Genomic DNA, 16,805 nt, shown 5'->3' on the forward strand with positions numbered 1-16,805 from the left:
TTATTGAAGAAGCAAGTTCGAATAATCCATGCAAGATCTCTCCTGGCTCACCGCCCGCCCGATCGCTCACCGTGGCTTCCATAACAAAGAAGCAGGCATTCTTGAAAACACCCCATCTGCAGTCAAAGCTGCTGTCGAAAACAACTTCGCCATTGAAGTCGACCTTCAGCAAACCAAAGACGGTCAGGTCATCGTATTCCACGATCCAAACCTTGAGCGCCTGACACACGGCGAAGGCAAAGTCATCGACTTCGACCTGGCTGACTTGCGCAACCTCTCCATGCGAGGCTCCACTGATCCAATGTGGACCCTGCAAGAGCTGCTCGATCTGGTCGACGGCAAGGTGCCGCTGGTTATTGAAATCAAAACCCTGAACCTCGCAGAAGGGCAGGATGGGTTCATTAAAACCATCGCCAAAATCCTCATTGATTATAAAGGTTCGGCGGCAATAAAATCCTTTGACCCGAAGATGCTTCGGACCATGAAGGATGTCGCACCGCAAATCCCGCGCGGCTGCATCTCCATGACCACGCTGAGCGAGAACGATCATCTGCACCTGACAGAACACGAGATCGAGAAAATCTCCTGGATGGTGCACATGGCAGGAACAGACCCACACTTCGTCTCATTCTTCGTGAAAGATCTGCCAGCAGATGGTCCGAGTTTCCTGCGTGAGTTCTACGGCCTGCCAACCATGACATGGACTGTCAGAACCAAAGAAGATCGTCTCAACGCGGCCAAACACGCTGACCAGATTGTCTTCGAAGGTTTCAATCCAGACGAAGATCCACTTTAGGACCAATTGATTTGCCAGTACCACCATCACCCGTTCTGAAAGTTCTCTCATCATTGGATGAGATACCCAGCACCGACTGGGACACACTGGCAAATCCCGGCACGCCGCCGATCCTTTACGATCAACAGGATTGGATCGATTCACCTGAAACGATCCAATCCGCACCAAACTCGCAAACTGAATCAACTTCTCAAGTTTGCGAGTTTAACCCAATGCTTTCACACGCTTTTTTACAGGCGCTAGAAGAAAGCGGATGCGTCGGGTGGGACGCAGGCTGGATTCCGCAACACATCTGGTGGGAAGAAAATGGCAAGCCAATCGCTGCCATCCCAACCTATGCAAAAAGCCACAGTCAGGGCGAATACGTTTTCGACTATCCATGGGCTGAAGCATTTCAGCGTGCTGGCGGAAACTATTATCCCAAACTGCAATGCTCCATTCCCTTCACGCCAGTACCGGGACGCCGTCTGCTGATCTCACCAGAGGCCAACCGACCAGAAACGATCAAGATTCTCACCACAGGCTTGAAAGAGCTGGCAACACGCATCGAAGGCTCATCAGCTCATCTCACCTTCCTCACTGAGCAGGAGTGGAAGGAACTGGGCGACGAAGGCTTCCTGCTACGAACAGACCAGCAGTTCCATTGGGAGAACAACGGCTACAGCGACTTCACCGAGTTTCTGGAGGTCTTATCCTCCCGCAAGCGCAAAAGCATCCGTAAGGAGCGTAAGACCGCGCTGGACCACGATATTGAAGTGGAATGGATTACCGGCTCGGATTTACAAGAAAGCCACTGGGACGCGTTCTATGAGTTTTACGTAGACACTGGCAATCGTAAATGGGGTTCGCCCTATCTCAACCGGGAATTCTTCTCGCTCCTCAGCGAAAGACTGGCTGACCACACCTTGCTCATCATGGCAAAGCGCAATGGCCGCTATATTGCTGGCGCCCTCAACATGATCGGCGGCAACACCCTGTATGGTCGCAACTGGGGCTGTATCGAGAACCACCCCTGCCTGCATTTCGAGATCTGCTATTATCAAGCCATTGAGTTTGCTTTGTCGCGCGGTCTGCAACGTGTTGAGGCTGGCGCGCAGGGAAGCCACAAACTCGCCCGTGGCTACATGCCCAACCTCACCTACTCCGCTCACTGGATTGCACACCCTTCGTTAAGGAATGCAGTCGCACACTATCTGGATCAGGAGCGCCAAGCCGTTCTGCATGAACAGAAAATCCTGTCGGAACACGGACCGTTTCGCCAGCAGGGCTCCTAGAACCTACATTAAGACACCCCCACAAGATTCTGAAGAGACTCACGAATCTCGCCAAACTTGAATCAGTTTCTTAAGTCCACTCAGGTTCTCAACACCTACCAGATCGCAACATATATTTCTTATTGGGATTTCCGCAGTGAATCGCGATATGAATGGGGCCAAACATTATTGAGACCATTGAGGACCCCACAATGACCAGCTCCGCATATGATGAACAAAACATCTTCGCCAAAATTTTACGCGGCGAACTGCCTTCCGAGAAGGTCTTTGAGGACGAAAATACCATTGTAATCATGGACATCATGCCACGCGCAGATGGTCATGTGCTGGTTCTGCCTAAAAACGGTTCCCGAAACATCCTCGATATTGAAGAAGCTGACCTTGCCGCTGTCGCAAAGACGGCCCAGAAGATGGCTCGCATCCTCAAGCAGGCATTTGCTGCGGACGGCATCACCATCCACCAGTTCAACGAAGGCGCTGGCGGACAAATGGTGTTTCATACCCACTTCCACGTCATCCCACGCACCGAGGGCATCTCTCTACGCCCGCACACTGGCGAGATGGAAGACGGTGAAAAGCTCAAAGCAAACGCAGAGAAAATTCGCGCAGCTGTTGCTGCTCATTCTTGATCATTTCAGATGAAACAACCTCGCGCATTCCCACCAGACTGCGCGAGGAAAAGTCGATTCACTTGAAACGACCGACCTCCCTGACCTGCAATTTTGAATCTATTTACAACGCACTAACCCGCACGCTTGAATCAGATTTTCAAGGCACCCAGAATTTCGATTCACCTGAAATGATCAGACAACTTCGATAGACACTTTCTCATTCAGTGCTTTTTGCATGATCTTATCAAAACGGGAATCCATGCAAACGCTCACGTCCGTCGTCACAAACTTCCCACTCCAATACAGCGAGAAAATTGTGGCAGGTGTCGGCGCCCTCTGCGCTTTTTCCAGTGTATCCAGATGAACGATCTTGAGCGGCAACCCACGCTTCTGCGCAGTCTCTTTCAGGTTCTGCATCACATGATGATCCGTGAACGGACAGCGATTGGAGTAGTAAGCAACCAGCCCCTCCTCTTTAGGTCCAGCACCTTTTTGAGCGGCTTCTGAAAACGATGCAGAACCAGTCTGTCCGTCAACACCAAGCCGCAACAGCTCAATACCATCCGGCGACGTATCACAGACCTCAAAGCCTTGCCGCTTGAACCATTTACCATCTGAGAGGAAGGGCATCTTCTTAGCGCCAGCAATCGTAACCAGACCCGTTGCGCCAGCCTCACGCGCAGCCTCTATGGCCTTGGCCAGCAACGCCTTGCCATGACCCTGCCCTTTGTATTTGCCGGAAACCCAGAAGCAGTTCACCAGCAGGTGTCCAGACGCAACCACAGGCGCCCAGCCAGCTTCCGCCGGACCAAGTTCAATGAACACCTTTGCGCGCTCATCCAACCGAATAAACTGATAGCCTGAAGAGAATTGCTGGCTCAGCCAGTCCTTCTTCAACTGGTAGCCCTGCGCACATTTCTTGTCCGAGATTGCACAGCAGATATGCTCGTCACAAATCGTCTGCTCATTCAATGCAATATAAGTCATCGTCAGCTCCCCAGTCGCTAACTTACGTTAGAGCGAGAAACAATGATCAGCAATGCGTGCGATCAAGCTTAGCAAGATCCGTTAAATCAAAAAGGCCCAGCCACCAATCAGCACAAACTCAGCTGAGATAATCCCGGCCATCAGCCGGTCGTTAAGAAGCTTGTATCCAACAACGCCACTAGCCACCGCAGCAAGACGCAACCATACAGGCACGTCGCCCAGCACACCTTCGGGAAACAAAACCAATCGCGCGATGATGCCAGCAATCAACGCCGTCGCAACAGCCCGCACCCATGCGAATAAAAGACTGTCCTCGCGCAGCTTGCCGGAGGCAAACACACCAATCCAGCGCCAGCACTCTGTCGCCAGAAAGCCTGCAACAAGGATCATCACATAAGGCCACCACCAGCTGCCATAAACTTCACTCACAGCTCAGCCCTCCGTGTTGCAAACAACCAGCCCACAAAGGCAACTGTGCCACCTACAAATCCGGTCAGCAGCAAATCAGCTCCCGGAAAGAAGTGATAGAAGACAGGCCCGAGAATGAGACCCAGAATGAGCGCGGCCTTATCACCACTCGTACGAGAAGCCTGATACATGGAAAACATGAAGTAGATCGGAGTCAGCAAAACCAGACCAGCCGCAATCGGCCCTTCTACCGCTGGAAGCACCATGTAAGACAACGCGGTCGAACACAGCACCACAAAATGCACTGTGGACCCAAATCCGGCAAAGAAGGGCAAACGCGCCGCCCTTGGCATACTTGGCAGGTTGCGCATGGCAAACACCCACGCCGTCACAGCCACAAAGTGGGACACAACCAGCATATGCCACGTCTTGGTGCGCTTCTCATCCCGCAGAACGGGCATCAGCGCCACCGTCATCGGCATCAAACGCACAGCGGAAAGAGCCACTGCAATCGCAGCGGGGATCAACCCCGCCCCGGCACTCATAGCGCCCGTCAAAACAACAATGCTTGGCAACGCCCACATGAACAGGCTCATCAAGAGCACTTCAGTGAGCGTAAGCCCAACTTCGCGGGCCAGCGAGGTAAACCCCACAAAGGCCATCATCAAAATAAGTGTCGGGAGGCAAAACGCGCCTTTAGCTCCTTGGCGGAACCAATAGGCACCTCCCTCAAATTCCGAAGGATCCTCTCCTTCGTCGATATCCATGTCTGAACTGGTCATTTAAGAACTCGGAGGCTCACGAGAAAGAAGAGCCTTTGGGGAAGAAGAAACGCAATCTATTGAAGCTGCATAAAGAATCCTACACAAGACTACGTAGCCCCACCATACAAAAAAGCCGGAGCAGATGCTCCGGCTTTTTCTCAACTATCAATGCTTTAATCCGCAATCGGAATACCGGGAACATCACCACGTTTGGTGGCATCAGCGCCCCGACCCGTTTTTGGAACAACGGACTTGCCCTTGCCTTTGGCAACCGGCTTTTTTTTGGCAGCCTTCGCCTTAGGTGTCGGACGTTCCTCAACGCTTTCAAGAAGCAGACCTTCAAGATCCTCAGAAACGGAGACCTTCACAGTCCCGCCCTTCTGAAGCTTGCCGAACAGAACCTCATCAGCCAGCGGCTTCTTGATGTGCTCCTGAATGACACGGCCCAGCGGACGCGCGCCCATCAGACGGTCGTAGCCCTTCTCAGAAAGCCAGGCCACAGCTTCAGGTGTCAGTTCAAAGGTCACGTTACGCTCAGCAAGCTGAGCTTCCAGCTGCATAACGAACTTCTCAACCACACGATGAATAACGTCACTATCCAGATTTGCGAACGGAATGATCGCATCAAGACGGTTCCGGAACTCCGGAGTGAACATCTTGTTGATCGCATCCATATCATCGCCATCACGGTCAATGCGATTGAAGCCCATAGGAGCTTTCGCCAGATCAGCCGCACCAGCGTTGGTGGTCATGATCAGGATCACATTGCGGAAATCGACAGACTTACCATTGTGGTCCGTCAGCTTACCATGATCCATAACCTGCAACAAAATGTTGAACAGATCAGGATGAGCCTTCTCGATTTCATCCAGAAGCAGCACACAATGCGGATGCTGATCAACAGCGTCCGTCAGCAAGCCACCCTGATCAAAGCCCACGTAACCTGGAGGTGCACCAATCAGGCGGGAAACCGTATGGCGTTCCATGTACTCGGACATATCAAATCGGGTCAGTTCAACACCCAGTGTCGATGCCAGTTGGCGCGCAACTTCCGTCTTACCAACACCAGTCGGACCAGAGAACAGATAAGAGCCAATTGGCTTATCCGGTTCACGCAGACCGGCACGGGCCAGTTTGATGGAAGCAGACAACGCTTCAATCGCCGGATCCTGCCCATAAACAACGCGCTTCAGACTGTCCTTAAGGTTGGACAGAACCGCAGCATCATCCTTGGAAACAGACTTAGGCGGTATCCGCGCCATGGTCGCGATGGTTGCTTCAATTTCCTTCAGGCCGATTGTCTTGCGACGTTTGCCCTCTGGCAACAACATTTGCGATGCACCAGACTCATCAATCACATCAATCGCTTTATCCGGAAGCTTCCGGTCAGCAAGGTAGCGAGAGGACAACTCAACTGCTGCCTTGATCGCATCATTGGTGTACTTGATGTTATGGAAGTCCTCAAAATAAGGCTTCAGCCCTTTCAGGATTTCGATCGCATCTGGAATGGTTGGCTCGTTCACATCCACTTTCTGGAAGCGACGCACCAGCGCACGGTCCTTTTCAAAGAACTGGCGATACTCTTTATATGTGGTGGAACCGATACAACGGATCGTACCGGATGCCAGCGCAGGCTTCAGCAGATTAGATGCATCCATCGCACCACCTGACGTCGCACCCGCACCAATCACGGTGTGGATCTCGTCAATAAACATGATCGCGCCCGGATAATCTTCGATTTCCTTGACGACCTGCTTCAGACGTTCCTCAAAATCACCGCGATAACGAGTACCTGCAAGCAGAGACCCCATATCCAGCGCGAAAATCGTCGCGTTTTTCAGCACCTCAGGCACATCACCAACAATGATGCGGCGCGCAAGCCCTTCAGCGATTGCTGTTTTACCAACGCCCGGATCACCCACATAAAGTGGATTGTTCTTGGCACGGCGACACAGGATCTGAATGGTGCGCGAAATTTCCTTCTCACGCCCGATGAGCGGATCAATTTTACCGGAAAACGCTTTGTCATTGAGATTCTGACAATAAGCCTCAAGAGCTTCTGTTTTCCGCTTTGTTTGGTCAGAAGAACCACCAGATGGAGGTTGCGGCATGCTCACATTAGGGTCAGCGCCACTATCGGATTCTTCTTCAGCACCACGTACCCGACGTGGTTCAGACAAGCCAGCCCGTTTTGCAATACCATGGGAGATATAATTGACAGCGTCGTACCGTGTCATTTCCTGCTCTTGCAGGAAGTAAGCAGCATGGCTTTCACGCTCAGCAAAAATGGCGACAAGAACGTTGGCACCAGTCACTTCTTCACGCCCTGATGATTGAACATGAATGACAGCGCGTTGAATGACACGCTGGAAACCGGCGGTTGGTTTTGAATCATCATCCCCGTCAACGACGAGGTTCTCTAGTTCAGTATCAATATATTCGACAATGCTTTTTCGCAGTTGATCGAGGTCCACATTGCATGCACGCATCACCGCAGCAGCATCCTGATCATCAATCAATGAAAGCAGCAGATGCTCCAGGGTCGCATATTCCTGATGGCGCTCATTAGCAAACGCCAAAGCTTGATGGAGAGCTTTCTCCAGACTGCGAGAAAATGACGGCACAGGCGCCCCCTATTACTTTTTCTCCATTACACATTGCAATGGATGTTGGTGTTTTCGGGCGAAATCCATAACTTGTGTGACCTTTGTCTCGGCCACTTCATAGGTGAAGACTCCACACTCCCCTACGCCATGATGATGGACATGGAGCATAATCTGCGTCGCATCCTCACGGTCCTTATGAAAGAACCGCTCCACAACGTGGATCACGAACTCCATCGGCGTAAAATCATCATTGAGCAACAACACGCGATACAAACTGGGCCTTTTTGTTTTTGGCTTAGGTTTGGTAACGGTTATCGTCCCGCCATCATCGTCATTATCCAGGTCGAAATCGCTGCTCATTTGTTCTCTTTGTCCCTCCATGTATAACGCAGAGGACTTTATAGTATTTAAACGTACCCCCTGCGAATTCAAGGGATATGCATTTTCATAGGGCACACCAACAACTCCAGAAAAATCAAACAGCGTTTCATTTTCTGTTTCATTATACACCGTAAGCATAAGATTATCTCCCCTGAGAACACTCATTGCCTGTCGCTGGTCTCTCATTCACACTCTCGCTACAGCATCTGCGCTGTCTTTTCGCTCTGGTTTACAGACTTGCTGGCGCCAACGCCCCGCACCCGGCGGCATCAGCAGCCTCCCGAATGTACCTGCCAGATCAATCAATTGCAGACATTCAGGACACGCGAAGCCTTCTCTTTCATTGTTAGTACTGATTATTCCCCAAGCAAACTGGAAAATGCAAACCAATAAGAAGAGAAAACGCACAGACTATCCGAAGGGTTAAACCCTGCTCCCAACGTAAGATGAGCATATTCGGGCCATTCTGCGGACCCAAACACGCCCGCCAGAATTCAGGATACTGAATCACAATGTTTTGAGAGGGCCTTGAAGAAGAGAGATAGGTTGTCTGAAAATGGAAACAACCAGAGCAATCTATTTAAAACACGCAAAACCAAAAAGCCCGAAGCGCTAACGCACCTCGGGCTTTCAATCTCAATTATGCCAGTAAATTACTTGGCAGCTTTAGACAGCATACCCTCATAGGGCTTGTAAGCGTCCTTAGCGATCTCAGCGTACATTTCGCCGATTTTAGTTGCCTGACCGACCATGCTTTCGTAGCTCACTTTGGCAAAATCTGCCTGAGCTTCCATAGCCTTATCAAGAGACTTCGCGCCAACAACTTTCTCCATTGCTGCGCTGCTCTCTTCCATTGACTTCTTAGAGTAGTCCGCAACCTCAGCAGAGATCGCCTGCATGCCCTTGGAAAACGCGCCGAAGCTTTGCATAGCTACGTCCATGTTATCTTTTCCAAGCTTCTGCATATTCTCAAATCCTGTGACCATGAAAATTACCTCATCAATTGGGCGGCGCCGGTATTTCGATGATTAGGTTTTTGTCTCTTGGGGAGCAAACGCCACATTTCTAAACTTACGCTACGATATTATGCGCTGCACAAATTTTGTCAACTTTTATTTTGCGCTGCAATATCTTGAAAAGACAGGGGCGTAGCCGCAAACAAAAAACGGATAAAAACAATATTTTTGCAATCTGCCTTATCGTATTTACAGAATTGTAACCGTAATCGCATCATTCTGGGTATGACGCGAACGGGGGGAGTCACCTGCGCCGCATTTTTTGCGGTTGAGGCTTTCTGAACACACCTCCGCTAGCAATGAGAGAATTTATTTAGTACAGAGCGCGTAACCGCCATTATTGCTCACGGGGCGAAAAGAACATGGGTCTGCGTAATTTTGGGCCATTTGGGCGCCTAAAAAAGGCATTGGGACAAGCTGTCGGCATTCTTGCCGTATCCTTAGCAATCGCTACAGCTCCGACTGTTGCCCAGGCAAATTCCAAATATGCTGGTATTGTCGTTGATGCAAAAACCGGAAAGGTTTTGTACGCCAACAACGCCAATGCACGACGCTACCCTGCGTCCACCACAAAGATCATGACACTTTATGTGCTCTTTGAGGAACTGGAAGCTGGCCGCGCCACACTAAATACTAAAATGAAGGTCTCCCGCTACGCAGCAGGTCGCCCACCAACAAAGCTTGGCTTGAAGGTTGGCGGCTCTTTGCGCGTTAAGGATGCCATCTATGCACTCGTTACCAAGTCCGCAAATGATGCGTCGACTGTAATCGCAGAGCATATCTCCGGTTCTGAAACAGCATTTGCGCGCCGCATGACGCAGACGGCCCGTGCGATTGGCATGCGCAACACCACCTTCAGAAACCCACATGGCCTGCCAAATTCCAAGCAGGTGACCACCGCAGCAGACCTCGCTCTGCTCGGCCGCGCGATTCAGGATCGGTTCCCGAAGTATTATAAGTACTTCAATACCCGCTCTTACACTTACGCCGGCCGCCGCATGGGCAACCACAACAAGTTGCTCGGTCGTGTCCGTGGTGTCGATGGAATCAAAACTGGTTACACCAATGCCTCCGGCTTCAACCTCGTGACCAACGTTAAACGTGACAATCGCCAGATTGTTGCTGTGGTTCTGGGTGGCCGTACAGGCAAAAGCCGTGATGCACAGATGGTCAAGCTGATCAGCCAGTACCTGCCAAAAGCATCCCGTGGTCGTCGCACCACGCCAATGCTCTACGCAGGAACAACAAAACGCTATCAGTTCCCAAAAGTTGCTCCGGCTATTCCAGTTGCCAAAGCAGACACACCAGCTGCAAAGCAGTCGACACTGCTGGCTTATGCCAACGCGACCGGTACAAAACCGAATTCGAAGCCATCTGATCCAATCGCAAAAATGCTGGAACATCAGGCCTCGGCCCCTGCTCCGGCACCGCGTAAGGACCTTGTTGCCAATTCACTGGCCGCACCTGCCGTTTCCGCCTCGGCAAAGCTGCAGCAGCCAGCGAAAACAGCTGCACCATCTTCCGCTCCAATTCAGCAGAAGATTGCAAGCCTGAAGCCAGAGGACATCGACACCTCCGGCTGGCACATTCAGATTTCTGCGACCGACAGCCAGGATAAAGCAATCAAGATCCTGGAAAATGCGCGCGCTGCGACAGGGGCCACCCTGCGTAACAAACGCATTTACACAGAGCCGGTCAAATCTAAGAAACAAACCCTGTACCGCGCGCGGTTCATCGGGTTTGAAACCAAAACAGCAGCCTGGGATGCTTGTGCCAAACTCAAGAAGGTCAAGTACTCCTGCTATGCCGTCTATCAGTAACTCGTATCAGTCACGGTGAGTCTAATGTCTGTTGAGAAGCCGATCCTTCGCCTCGTTGAGTTTGGAAGCCAGGAAAGCAGAACCCCCACTATCGGGGTGCAATCGTTTAATCAGTCTGCGGTGAGCAGCACGGATGTCTTCCACGGAGGCTCCCGGCGCAAGTCCAAGAACCTCGTAGGCCTCCTTCTCAGTCAGAGCGCTCGAGCTCGACGTGTCTCTCTGCCCCGCTGTGGAATCCGCGTGGAAGTCTACACGCCAGTTGGAGAGCCTGCTATCGAGGTAAGCTTCGAGTAAGGCAACGCTGTCGCCGTCCGGCTGCACGTCGCGCCAAAGCTGTTTGAGCTCTGCAACCTGCAAAGAACTCAGCGCGCGGCCAGCAAAGGAACCGGCAAGCACTTTGCCCTCCAGCTTCTTGCTATCATGATCCAGCTCCATATGGAGAAATCTGGAGGAGATATTGGAAGTCTGACCGGCACTCTTGGAGGCACCACCCAGTCCTCCGAAAGGGAAACCACCGGGAAACTTGAAACTCTGCGCAGACCCCCAACCCAAAAGGGACAGCGCAAAGGCCGCAAGTGGCAGCGCAATAACGTATCTGCCAGTGACGGCAAGAAAAGCGCAGAATGCCAGCAGCAGTCCGCCAATCAGCATTTTCAAAACTTCTTTAAGTTTTGCCGGATTTGACTGCGTCAGCCACTTTGCGAAGAAATAGAGGATGGCAAGCGCCAATCCTCCCATGACCAAATAGCCCATTTAGTACCTGACATGTATTAGGCGCATTCCCAAAAAGTGGTTCCGGTTTCCGGATCAGAATACGCACAAAATTAGAGAGCTCGAGCTTGATACGTGAATACAGCGTGCTCTAGCTTAGGTGTTCAATCAAGAATTGAGCACCTTTATGCCCCGATTGCTCAAGGCGCTCAAGGGCCTGTCTGCCCCCGGCGGAAAATGTTGCAATCGCAGCCAGCAATCCGCGCAAGCTCGCAGCAGATCCCTCATCAAAGTTCAGATAGACCCCGTTGCTCAACCGGGCGATCTCGCGATACGCTCGCTCTGCCAGGATGTCCTTGCCTTCCTGAAACACAAAAACCGGCACGCCCAACAATCCGAGCTCCCCTGCCTTATCGCAGACCAGATCAGGGTTCTCCTCCATACAGTCACCAATATAGACAACCGCCTGCACCCGCTTTTTCCGCGTCTCAGTCAGGGCGTGATCCAGCACCTTGCGAATCTGTGTCCGTCCGGCCTGCACGCGAATCTTGCGCATCATTCCACCCAGCTCTTTGGAATTGCTGACCCAGCGCGAAGATTTACACTCGCCATACCCGCGAAAGAACACCAGCTGCACATCAAGCGACCCAACCCGGCCCGCTTCGATGAACATCTCTTCCTGCAGGTGACAAGCCTGATCCCACGTGGGCTGCCGACTCATTGTGGCATCCAGTGCAAAGATCAAACGGCCCCGCTCATCCCCGGCAGGCGCTGCAACCGCGTCTTTGGCAGCCTCCAGAAAGTTGGAAAGATCACTCTTGCTGTCTGCAGGACTGTTTAAAGATCCGGATCTTTTGGAGAGCTTATCTGACATGGGCGTACCTGTATTCACGTCACAAAGGATTACGAAGGCATTTTATTCCAACAACTTAACAATTATTGGGACAGATTGGTTATTTCGCTCGCTAAAGACCAATACCCACTATTGGTGCAATGAGAATAATCACAAAATCTGCTAAAATCAGTTATATCAGTTTCTGCTTGCAATTGGGTTCAACAGTTTCTGGGCAAACCCATTACCAACAACAGATAAAAACGCTGCAAAGCAAAGAAATTAAGGGATGAGGTCCCACATGGAGACGCCTATGAGAAATCTCCCAGACGTATACCGTGGTGTAGACGACCTGCGGGCTGCACTATTACCTCTGAGACGAGAAGGCAAAACAATCGCTCTGGTTCCAACCATGGGGGCGCTGCATGCAGGCCACCTGTCTCTGGTCGAAAAGGCCCGGGAATATGCGGACATCGTGATTGTTTCAATCTTTGTGAATCCAAAGCAGTTCGCGCCGGGCGAAGATTTCGAGAGCTACCCAAGAACGGAAGAGACCGACCTGCAAAAGCTGGCGGGCTACGACGTGTTTGGTGTCTTTGCTCCAAATGCACGGGAAATGTACCCGAACGGCTTTGCCACATCTATTCAGATCGAAGGCCCGGCCCTTGGTCTGGAAACAGATCACAGACCGCACTTCTTCAACGGCGTGGCCACAGTGGTGGCGAAACTGTTGCTGGCTGTTCTGCCAGATATCGCTGTGTTCGGCGAAAAAGACTATCAGCAGCTGCGCGTCATCAAGCAACTGGCCAGAGACCTGCACCTGCCAACCAAAGTCATCGGCGCTCCAACCGTGCGTGAAGAGGATGGCCTCGCCATGTCTTCCCGCAATGAGTATCTGGATGATAAGGAACGCACGACAGCCAGAACAATTTCTGAAACGCTGCAGACTGCGCGCAATGCACTCCATAACGGTGAAAACTGGATTGAAGTGCGCAAGAAAGCGCTTGTTGTCCTCAAGCTCTCAGGATTTGCGACAGATTACTTCGAGCTGCGCCACGGCCAGCATCTGGGCACACCCATCGACGCCAAAGGTGCCCGTATTCTGGTCGCCGCCAAAGTTGGCGATACCCGCCTGATCGACAATATCGAAGTATAAAACGACTCTCCGGGCGAATGAATGCATTTGCCCGGAACCCTACCGCGTCTCAGAAGCTTTCAATTCGCATCTTACTTTGAGAACAGCTTGCCCGCACAAGGCATCCTAAAAATACCCGACATAGCTCAGATAAGCACCTATTGCGGTAAAAGCGGTGCCTGTGGCGAGAATTCCCCTCTTCCCCATTTGCTGTGACTTTGTCATGTAATCCGGAATGACAATAAGACTTGCCCCCTTCAGCACGGCAGCAGCTCCAACCAATGTTACGAGAGCGCCGGCCATGCTGGACACGTTGAGATGGTTGGCAAGCACAACCATACCAACCACAAAATGCACAGCACCAGACAGATTGAGCAAGATCGGATTCGCATCTGATTGGGCAGCAATCATCCGCTGGTAAAAACTGCTGGAAATAAAGAAGCCAAGACCTGTCACGAAAAGATACGGCCCGGCAATCGATGCGATAAGCTCGGTCACAGCATAGTTCTCCCGAACAGACAGCCACATGCCGTGTTTATCTCATCCAGCCTTTACAGATGCAAGCCGCAAAAAAGAGACCGCTTAGATCAGGCAAAGCTCCTGCAACTCGCGGCGCATACCCTCTGGCATTTCGGCAAGTTGATCCCCATCCAGCATTGGCCCGCTCACATCCGGCGGTGCATCTGACACTTTCAGATACCGCCAGCCCTGAAAGGCACGGCGCGGCTGCAGCTGTGTCTGGTGGAGGAAAGGCTCCATCACAAGGTCACAGCGCTTCTTGCCGGAATCATCCTTGTGCACGCGGATATCAATCAGTTTCTGGCGAACCTGAACATTGCCTTTGATCACCCAGTACAGCGAACCACCATCCAGCAGCTCGTCAATGCGAGTCGGCACCATACGAGTGGTATGGATCTGCTCGTCACTCAAACCGTGTGACAGCGCCAGAATCTGTCGCTGTTCAATGTAATTCCGCAGCTGGTCAACGCTTTCCACGCCAACACAGAGTTTCACCAGATGTAACGTCATAGCGCTCAAATAGCAGGAAGCTCTGGCTTTTTCCAGTCATAGCAGCCCCCATAGCTAACGCATTGCACAAACATATCGGTGATCGCGCAGCCACGCTCTCCATTTTCTAATTTGACTCGGTAGAATGATCGCTCTACCAATTAATCATGACTGATCTTGAACATTCCATCTGCACGGGCCTGGAAGGCGTCTTCGCAACGCGCGGCTTCACAGCTCCCGGCGTGGCAGAACTCAAGCGCGGCTCCAATGTGAGCCTGCGCACGCTCTACAAATACTTTCCCTCCAAAGAGCATATGATCATCGGCGCACTGGAAGTCCGTAATCAGCGCTACCTGTCCTTCCTGAGTGAGGCAGCAACACAGTCCCCTGATGATCCACTGGAGAGCATTCTCCGCACCATCGAACATTGGATGGCAAACAACGCACCACACGGTTGCATGGATCAGGCGGCTCTTGCTGCCTATCCAGACAGCGCACTCGTCAGAGAATGCGTCACACGCCACAAGCAGCAAACCAAAGATCAGCTGGCAGCTCTTCTCGGCCTTGTGTCCAATGCTGGAGAGCTCTTCATGATCCATGAAGGCATCGTCTCAACCTACCCCCTTCACGGATCCACTGTCTTCACCTGGGCCAAATCCGCAATTCAGTCACTCACTCAGAAAGCAACATGATGAGCACCCTCCCCACCACAATGACTGCAGTAACGCTCACCGGGCACGGCGGACCGGACATGTTGGAGCTGCGTACAGACCTGCCCTTGCCTGCCATCGGCTCTGAAGATGTGCTGATCGAGGTTCTGGCAGCAGGCATCAACAACACAGACATCAACACACGAAAAGCATGGTACTCGCGTCATGATAATCAGGCAGAAGATGCCACATGGTCATGCGAACCACTCCAGTTCCCCCGCATTCAGGGCATAGACGTGTGCGGATGGGACGTCGCGGCAGGCGCTAAGGTCGATCAGGTCCTTCTGGGCAAGCGCGTACCGGTGGAGCCCTGCCTGCAATATGCCAATGGCAAAAAGCTGGAGTCTCCATGGTTCATGGGATCAGAGTGTGATGGCGGCTTTGCTGAATTTGTTTCAATCGATCACCGTCACGTCTACCCAATCCAAAGCCAGCTGAACGATCTGGAGCTGGCATCCTTCCCCTGCTCGTATTCAACCGCTGAGAACATGCTGACACGCGCCAACCTCAAAGCCGGAGAGACCGTTCTGGTGACAGGGGCCTCAGGAGGCGTTGGCTCAGCGGCCCTCCAGCTGGCACGCGCACGCGGTGCAAACGTCATCGCCATCTCCTCCACCTCAAAGACTCAGCTGCTTCAGGAGCTCGGAGCAAGCCGTGTGCTGGATCGCAGTGATGATCTGATTGAGAGCCTTGGCTCCAACAGCATTGATGTGGTGGTTGATCTGGTCGCCGGCCCGCAATGGCTAGACCTCCTCGCCATTCTCAAGCCCAGGGGCCGCTATGCAGTCGCCGGAGCGATGGCTGGCCCTATCGTAGAACTGGATGTCCGCACACTCTACTTGAAAGACCTGAGCTTCTTCGGCTGCACCGTGTTGGAACCCGAAGTCTTCGGGAACCTTGTTGCTCACATTGAAGCAGGCAGCATACAGCCTCTGGTCGCGCAAACCTTCCCGCTTGCTGAGATTGGCAAAGCACAAGAGGTTTTTGAGCAAAAGAAGCATCTGGGAAAGATTGTGCTGGCAGTCGCAGGCGATTGCTCTGGCGAGAAAAACGCACGCAATCTGCCCTAGCGTCCATTACGTGACAAAAAGCACATTATCGATTTTGAAGTTACACTAGAACCAGCTCAAAGAAAAAAGGGATGCAGACGTCACATCTGCATCCCTACCAAAATCCGCGTTCAAGCAGTTATCTTGGGATTAACTGCCGGCACCTGCAAATACATAAAGCAGCGCCATAACGCCGCCGAGGGTTGCGACAGTCCACACAGTGAACCCCCAGCAGGACTTCTGAATTTCGTGATCCATAAAACACCGTTTAATGGTTGATACACGTGCGCCGAGGAAACCCCGTCAGCACAGGGCGCTCGGAATATCCCTTCCGTGATCAAAGCGCAACAGCAAAATGGCAAAATTTGGCTTGGCAGACTGCCACACCTTACTAGATATAATTCATTACTCATTCACCAGTCAGATATACCTACACCATAAAAACTCATAGCTCCAAAGAGTTAGGGCTCATTAGAATTAATAAAATTATCGATAACCATAAAAAAATTCACTCAAAATTTTTATGCAAAAATTCGTTCAAAACTCGACTTTATTGAGAATTGGGTACCTTACAGGACAACTCAAACTCCATTTTTTGACCATTCTGAGTCTGTTTTCACGCAACTTTGCCGGGTTCACACAGCCGCATATCATGCGCGCCCACTAGCCCCTCTCCGCAAATCATGCCAAACATAAA

Annotated in this window: 17 protein-coding genes; 7 read left to right on the forward strand and 10 right to left on the reverse strand. The window is 51.8% G+C overall.

Annotated features, from left to right (window positions below; genetic code table 11):
* Positions 1-28: 28 nt before the first annotated feature.
* The 3 genes from PsAD26_RS19860 to PsAD26_RS19870 all read left to right on the forward strand — a co-directional run bounded on the left by PsAD26_RS19860 (position 29) and on the right by PsAD26_RS19870 (position 2,699).
* Complete coding sequence (locus tag PsAD26_RS19860) at positions 29-796, forward strand: glycerophosphodiester phosphodiesterase family protein (RefSeq protein WP_063311833.1); 768 nt, start codon at positions 29-31, stop codon at positions 794-796.
* Between the two features lie 35 nt (positions 797-831).
* Entirely contained in the window at positions 832-2,070 is a 1,239-nt protein-coding gene (locus PsAD26_RS19865; RefSeq protein WP_063312014.1) for a GNAT family N-acetyltransferase, read from the forward strand.
* Between the two features lie 191 nt (positions 2,071-2,261).
* Positions 2,262-2,699, forward strand: a complete 438-nt coding sequence (locus PsAD26_RS19870; RefSeq protein WP_063311834.1) for an HIT family protein — start codon at positions 2,262-2,264, stop codon at positions 2,697-2,699.
* Between the two features lie 174 nt (positions 2,700-2,873).
* Here the strand turns inward: PsAD26_RS19870 and PsAD26_RS19875 are convergent, their stop codons facing one another.
* From PsAD26_RS19875 to PsAD26_RS19900, 6 genes are all read right to left on the reverse strand, one after another.
* The gene (locus PsAD26_RS19875; RefSeq protein ID WP_063311835.1) at positions 2,874-3,668 is read right to left on the reverse strand and encodes a GNAT family N-acetyltransferase; all 795 of its coding nucleotides are present in this window, start codon (positions 3,666-3,668) and stop codon (positions 2,874-2,876) included.
* Positions 3,669-3,749: 81 nt separating this feature from the next.
* Complete coding sequence (locus PsAD26_RS19880; protein ID WP_063300649.1) at positions 3,750-4,097, reverse strand: AzlD domain-containing protein; 348 nt, start codon at positions 4,095-4,097, stop codon at positions 3,750-3,752.
* A complete protein-coding gene (locus PsAD26_RS19885; RefSeq protein WP_063304123.1) occupies positions 4,094-4,858 on the reverse strand; it encodes an AzlC family ABC transporter permease in 765 nt (254 codons plus the stop codon). The genes PsAD26_RS19880 and PsAD26_RS19885 overlap by 4 nt, the downstream gene beginning before the upstream one ends.
* 155 nt (positions 4,859-5,013) lie before the next feature.
* Positions 5,014-7,464 (reverse strand): ATP-dependent Clp protease ATP-binding subunit ClpA, encoded by a 2,451-nt coding sequence (clpA, locus tag PsAD26_RS19890; RefSeq protein ID WP_063289444.1) that lies wholly within the window; start codon positions 7,462-7,464, stop codon positions 5,014-5,016.
* A gap of 12 nt (positions 7,465-7,476) precedes the next feature.
* Positions 7,477-7,806, reverse strand: coding sequence for an ATP-dependent Clp protease adapter ClpS (gene clpS / locus PsAD26_RS19895; RefSeq protein WP_057463448.1), 330 nt, complete (start codon positions 7,804-7,806; stop codon positions 7,477-7,479).
* Between the two features lie 674 nt (positions 7,807-8,480).
* Positions 8,481-8,813 (reverse strand): phasin family protein, encoded by a 333-nt coding sequence (locus PsAD26_RS19900; protein WP_057463379.1) that lies wholly within the window; start codon positions 8,811-8,813, stop codon positions 8,481-8,483.
* Positions 8,814-9,205: 392 nt separating this feature from the next.
* Between PsAD26_RS19900 and PsAD26_RS19905 the strand changes: the two genes are divergently transcribed.
* A complete protein-coding gene (locus tag PsAD26_RS19905; protein WP_063311836.1) occupies positions 9,206-10,663 on the forward strand; it encodes a D-alanyl-D-alanine carboxypeptidase in 1,458 nt (485 codons plus the stop codon).
* Positions 10,664-10,684: 21 nt separating this feature from the next.
* Here PsAD26_RS19905 and PsAD26_RS19910 read toward each other — a convergent pair whose 3' ends face one another.
* The gene (locus tag PsAD26_RS19910) at positions 10,685-11,416 is read right to left on the reverse strand and encodes a DnaJ domain-containing protein (RefSeq protein WP_063311837.1); all 732 of its coding nucleotides are present in this window, start codon (positions 11,414-11,416) and stop codon (positions 10,685-10,687) included.
* Positions 11,417-11,525: 109 nt separating this feature from the next.
* Positions 11,526-12,248 carry a hypothetical protein gene (locus PsAD26_RS19915; protein WP_063311838.1) on the reverse strand — a complete coding sequence of 241 codons (723 nt, stop codon included), beginning with the start codon at positions 12,246-12,248 and terminating at the stop codon, positions 11,526-11,528.
* Positions 12,249-12,519: 271 nt separating this feature from the next.
* Between PsAD26_RS19915 and panC the strand changes: the two genes are divergently transcribed.
* On the forward strand, positions 12,520-13,362 hold the full coding sequence (gene panC / locus PsAD26_RS19920) for a pantoate--beta-alanine ligase (protein WP_063312015.1): 843 nt from the start codon (positions 12,520-12,522) through the stop codon (positions 13,360-13,362).
* Positions 13,363-13,467: 105 nt separating this feature from the next.
* On the opposite strand, the gene PsAD26_RS19925 is transcribed toward panC, so the two are convergent.
* On the reverse strand, positions 13,468-13,839 hold the full coding sequence (locus tag PsAD26_RS19925; protein ID WP_153039949.1) for a hypothetical protein: 372 nt from the start codon (positions 13,837-13,839) through the stop codon (positions 13,468-13,470).
* 84 nt (positions 13,840-13,923) lie between these two features.
* Positions 13,924-14,370 carry a DUF1489 family protein gene (locus tag PsAD26_RS19930; protein ID WP_057463384.1) on the reverse strand — a complete coding sequence of 149 codons (447 nt, stop codon included), beginning with the start codon at positions 14,368-14,370 and terminating at the stop codon, positions 13,924-13,926.
* Between the two features lie 146 nt (positions 14,371-14,516).
* Between PsAD26_RS19930 and PsAD26_RS19935 the strand changes: the two genes are divergently transcribed.
* Both PsAD26_RS19935 and PsAD26_RS19940 read left to right on the forward strand, forming a co-directional pair.
* On the forward strand, positions 14,517-15,041 hold the full coding sequence (locus PsAD26_RS19935; RefSeq protein WP_063300643.1) for a TetR/AcrR family transcriptional regulator: 525 nt from the start codon (positions 14,517-14,519) through the stop codon (positions 15,039-15,041).
* On the forward strand, positions 15,038-16,129 hold the full coding sequence (locus tag PsAD26_RS19940) for an alcohol dehydrogenase family protein (RefSeq protein WP_343228995.1): 1,092 nt from the start codon (positions 15,038-15,040) through the stop codon (positions 16,127-16,129). The genes PsAD26_RS19935 and PsAD26_RS19940 overlap by 4 nt, the downstream gene beginning before the upstream one ends.
* Positions 16,130-16,805: the final 676 nt, after the last annotated feature.

It is taken from the genome of Pseudovibrio sp. Ad26, from assembly GCF_001623285.1.
GTDB classification, from domain to species: domain Bacteria; phylum Pseudomonadota; class Alphaproteobacteria; order Rhizobiales; family Stappiaceae; genus Pseudovibrio; species Pseudovibrio ascidiaceicola.

Excerpts from the sequence above, each read along its gene's own strand:
- PsAD26_RS19935 (WP_063300643.1), top strand. The coding sequence starts at position 14,517 with ATGACTGATCTTGAACATTCCATCTGCACGGGCCTGGAAGGCGTCTTC.
- PsAD26_RS19915 (WP_063311838.1), bottom strand. The coding sequence starts at position 12,248 with ATGTCAGATAAGCTCTCCAAAAGATCCGGATCTTTAAACAGTCCTGCA.
- PsAD26_RS19930 (WP_057463384.1), bottom strand. The coding sequence starts at position 14,370 with ATGACGTTACATCTGGTGAAACTCTGTGTTGGCGTGGAAAGCGTTGAC.
- PsAD26_RS19905 (WP_063311836.1), top strand. The coding sequence starts at position 9,206 with ATGGGTCTGCGTAATTTTGGGCCATTTGGGCGCCTAAAAAAGGCATTG.
- PsAD26_RS19885 (WP_063304123.1), bottom strand. The coding sequence starts at position 4,858 with ATGACCAGTTCAGACATGGATATCGACGAAGGAGAGGATCCTTCGGAA.
- PsAD26_RS19860 (WP_063311833.1), top strand. The coding sequence starts at position 29 with ATGCAAGATCTCTCCTGGCTCACCGCCCGCCCGATCGCTCACCGTGGC.
- clpS (WP_057463448.1), bottom strand. The coding sequence starts at position 7,806 with ATGAGCAGCGATTTCGACCTGGATAATGACGATGATGGCGGGACGATA.
- panC (WP_063312015.1), top strand. The coding sequence starts at position 12,520 with ATGAGAAATCTCCCAGACGTATACCGTGGTGTAGACGACCTGCGGGCT.
- PsAD26_RS19900 (WP_057463379.1), bottom strand. The coding sequence starts at position 8,813 with ATGGTCACAGGATTTGAGAATATGCAGAAGCTTGGAAAAGATAACATG.
- PsAD26_RS19910 (WP_063311837.1), bottom strand. The coding sequence starts at position 11,416 with ATGGGCTATTTGGTCATGGGAGGATTGGCGCTTGCCATCCTCTATTTC.
- PsAD26_RS19875 (WP_063311835.1), bottom strand. The coding sequence starts at position 3,668 with ATGACTTATATTGCATTGAATGAGCAGACGATTTGTGACGAGCATATC.
- PsAD26_RS19940 (WP_343228995.1), top strand. The coding sequence starts at position 15,038 with ATGATGAGCACCCTCCCCACCACAATGACTGCAGTAACGCTCACCGGG.
- PsAD26_RS19870 (WP_063311834.1), top strand. The coding sequence starts at position 2,262 with ATGACCAGCTCCGCATATGATGAACAAAACATCTTCGCCAAAATTTTA.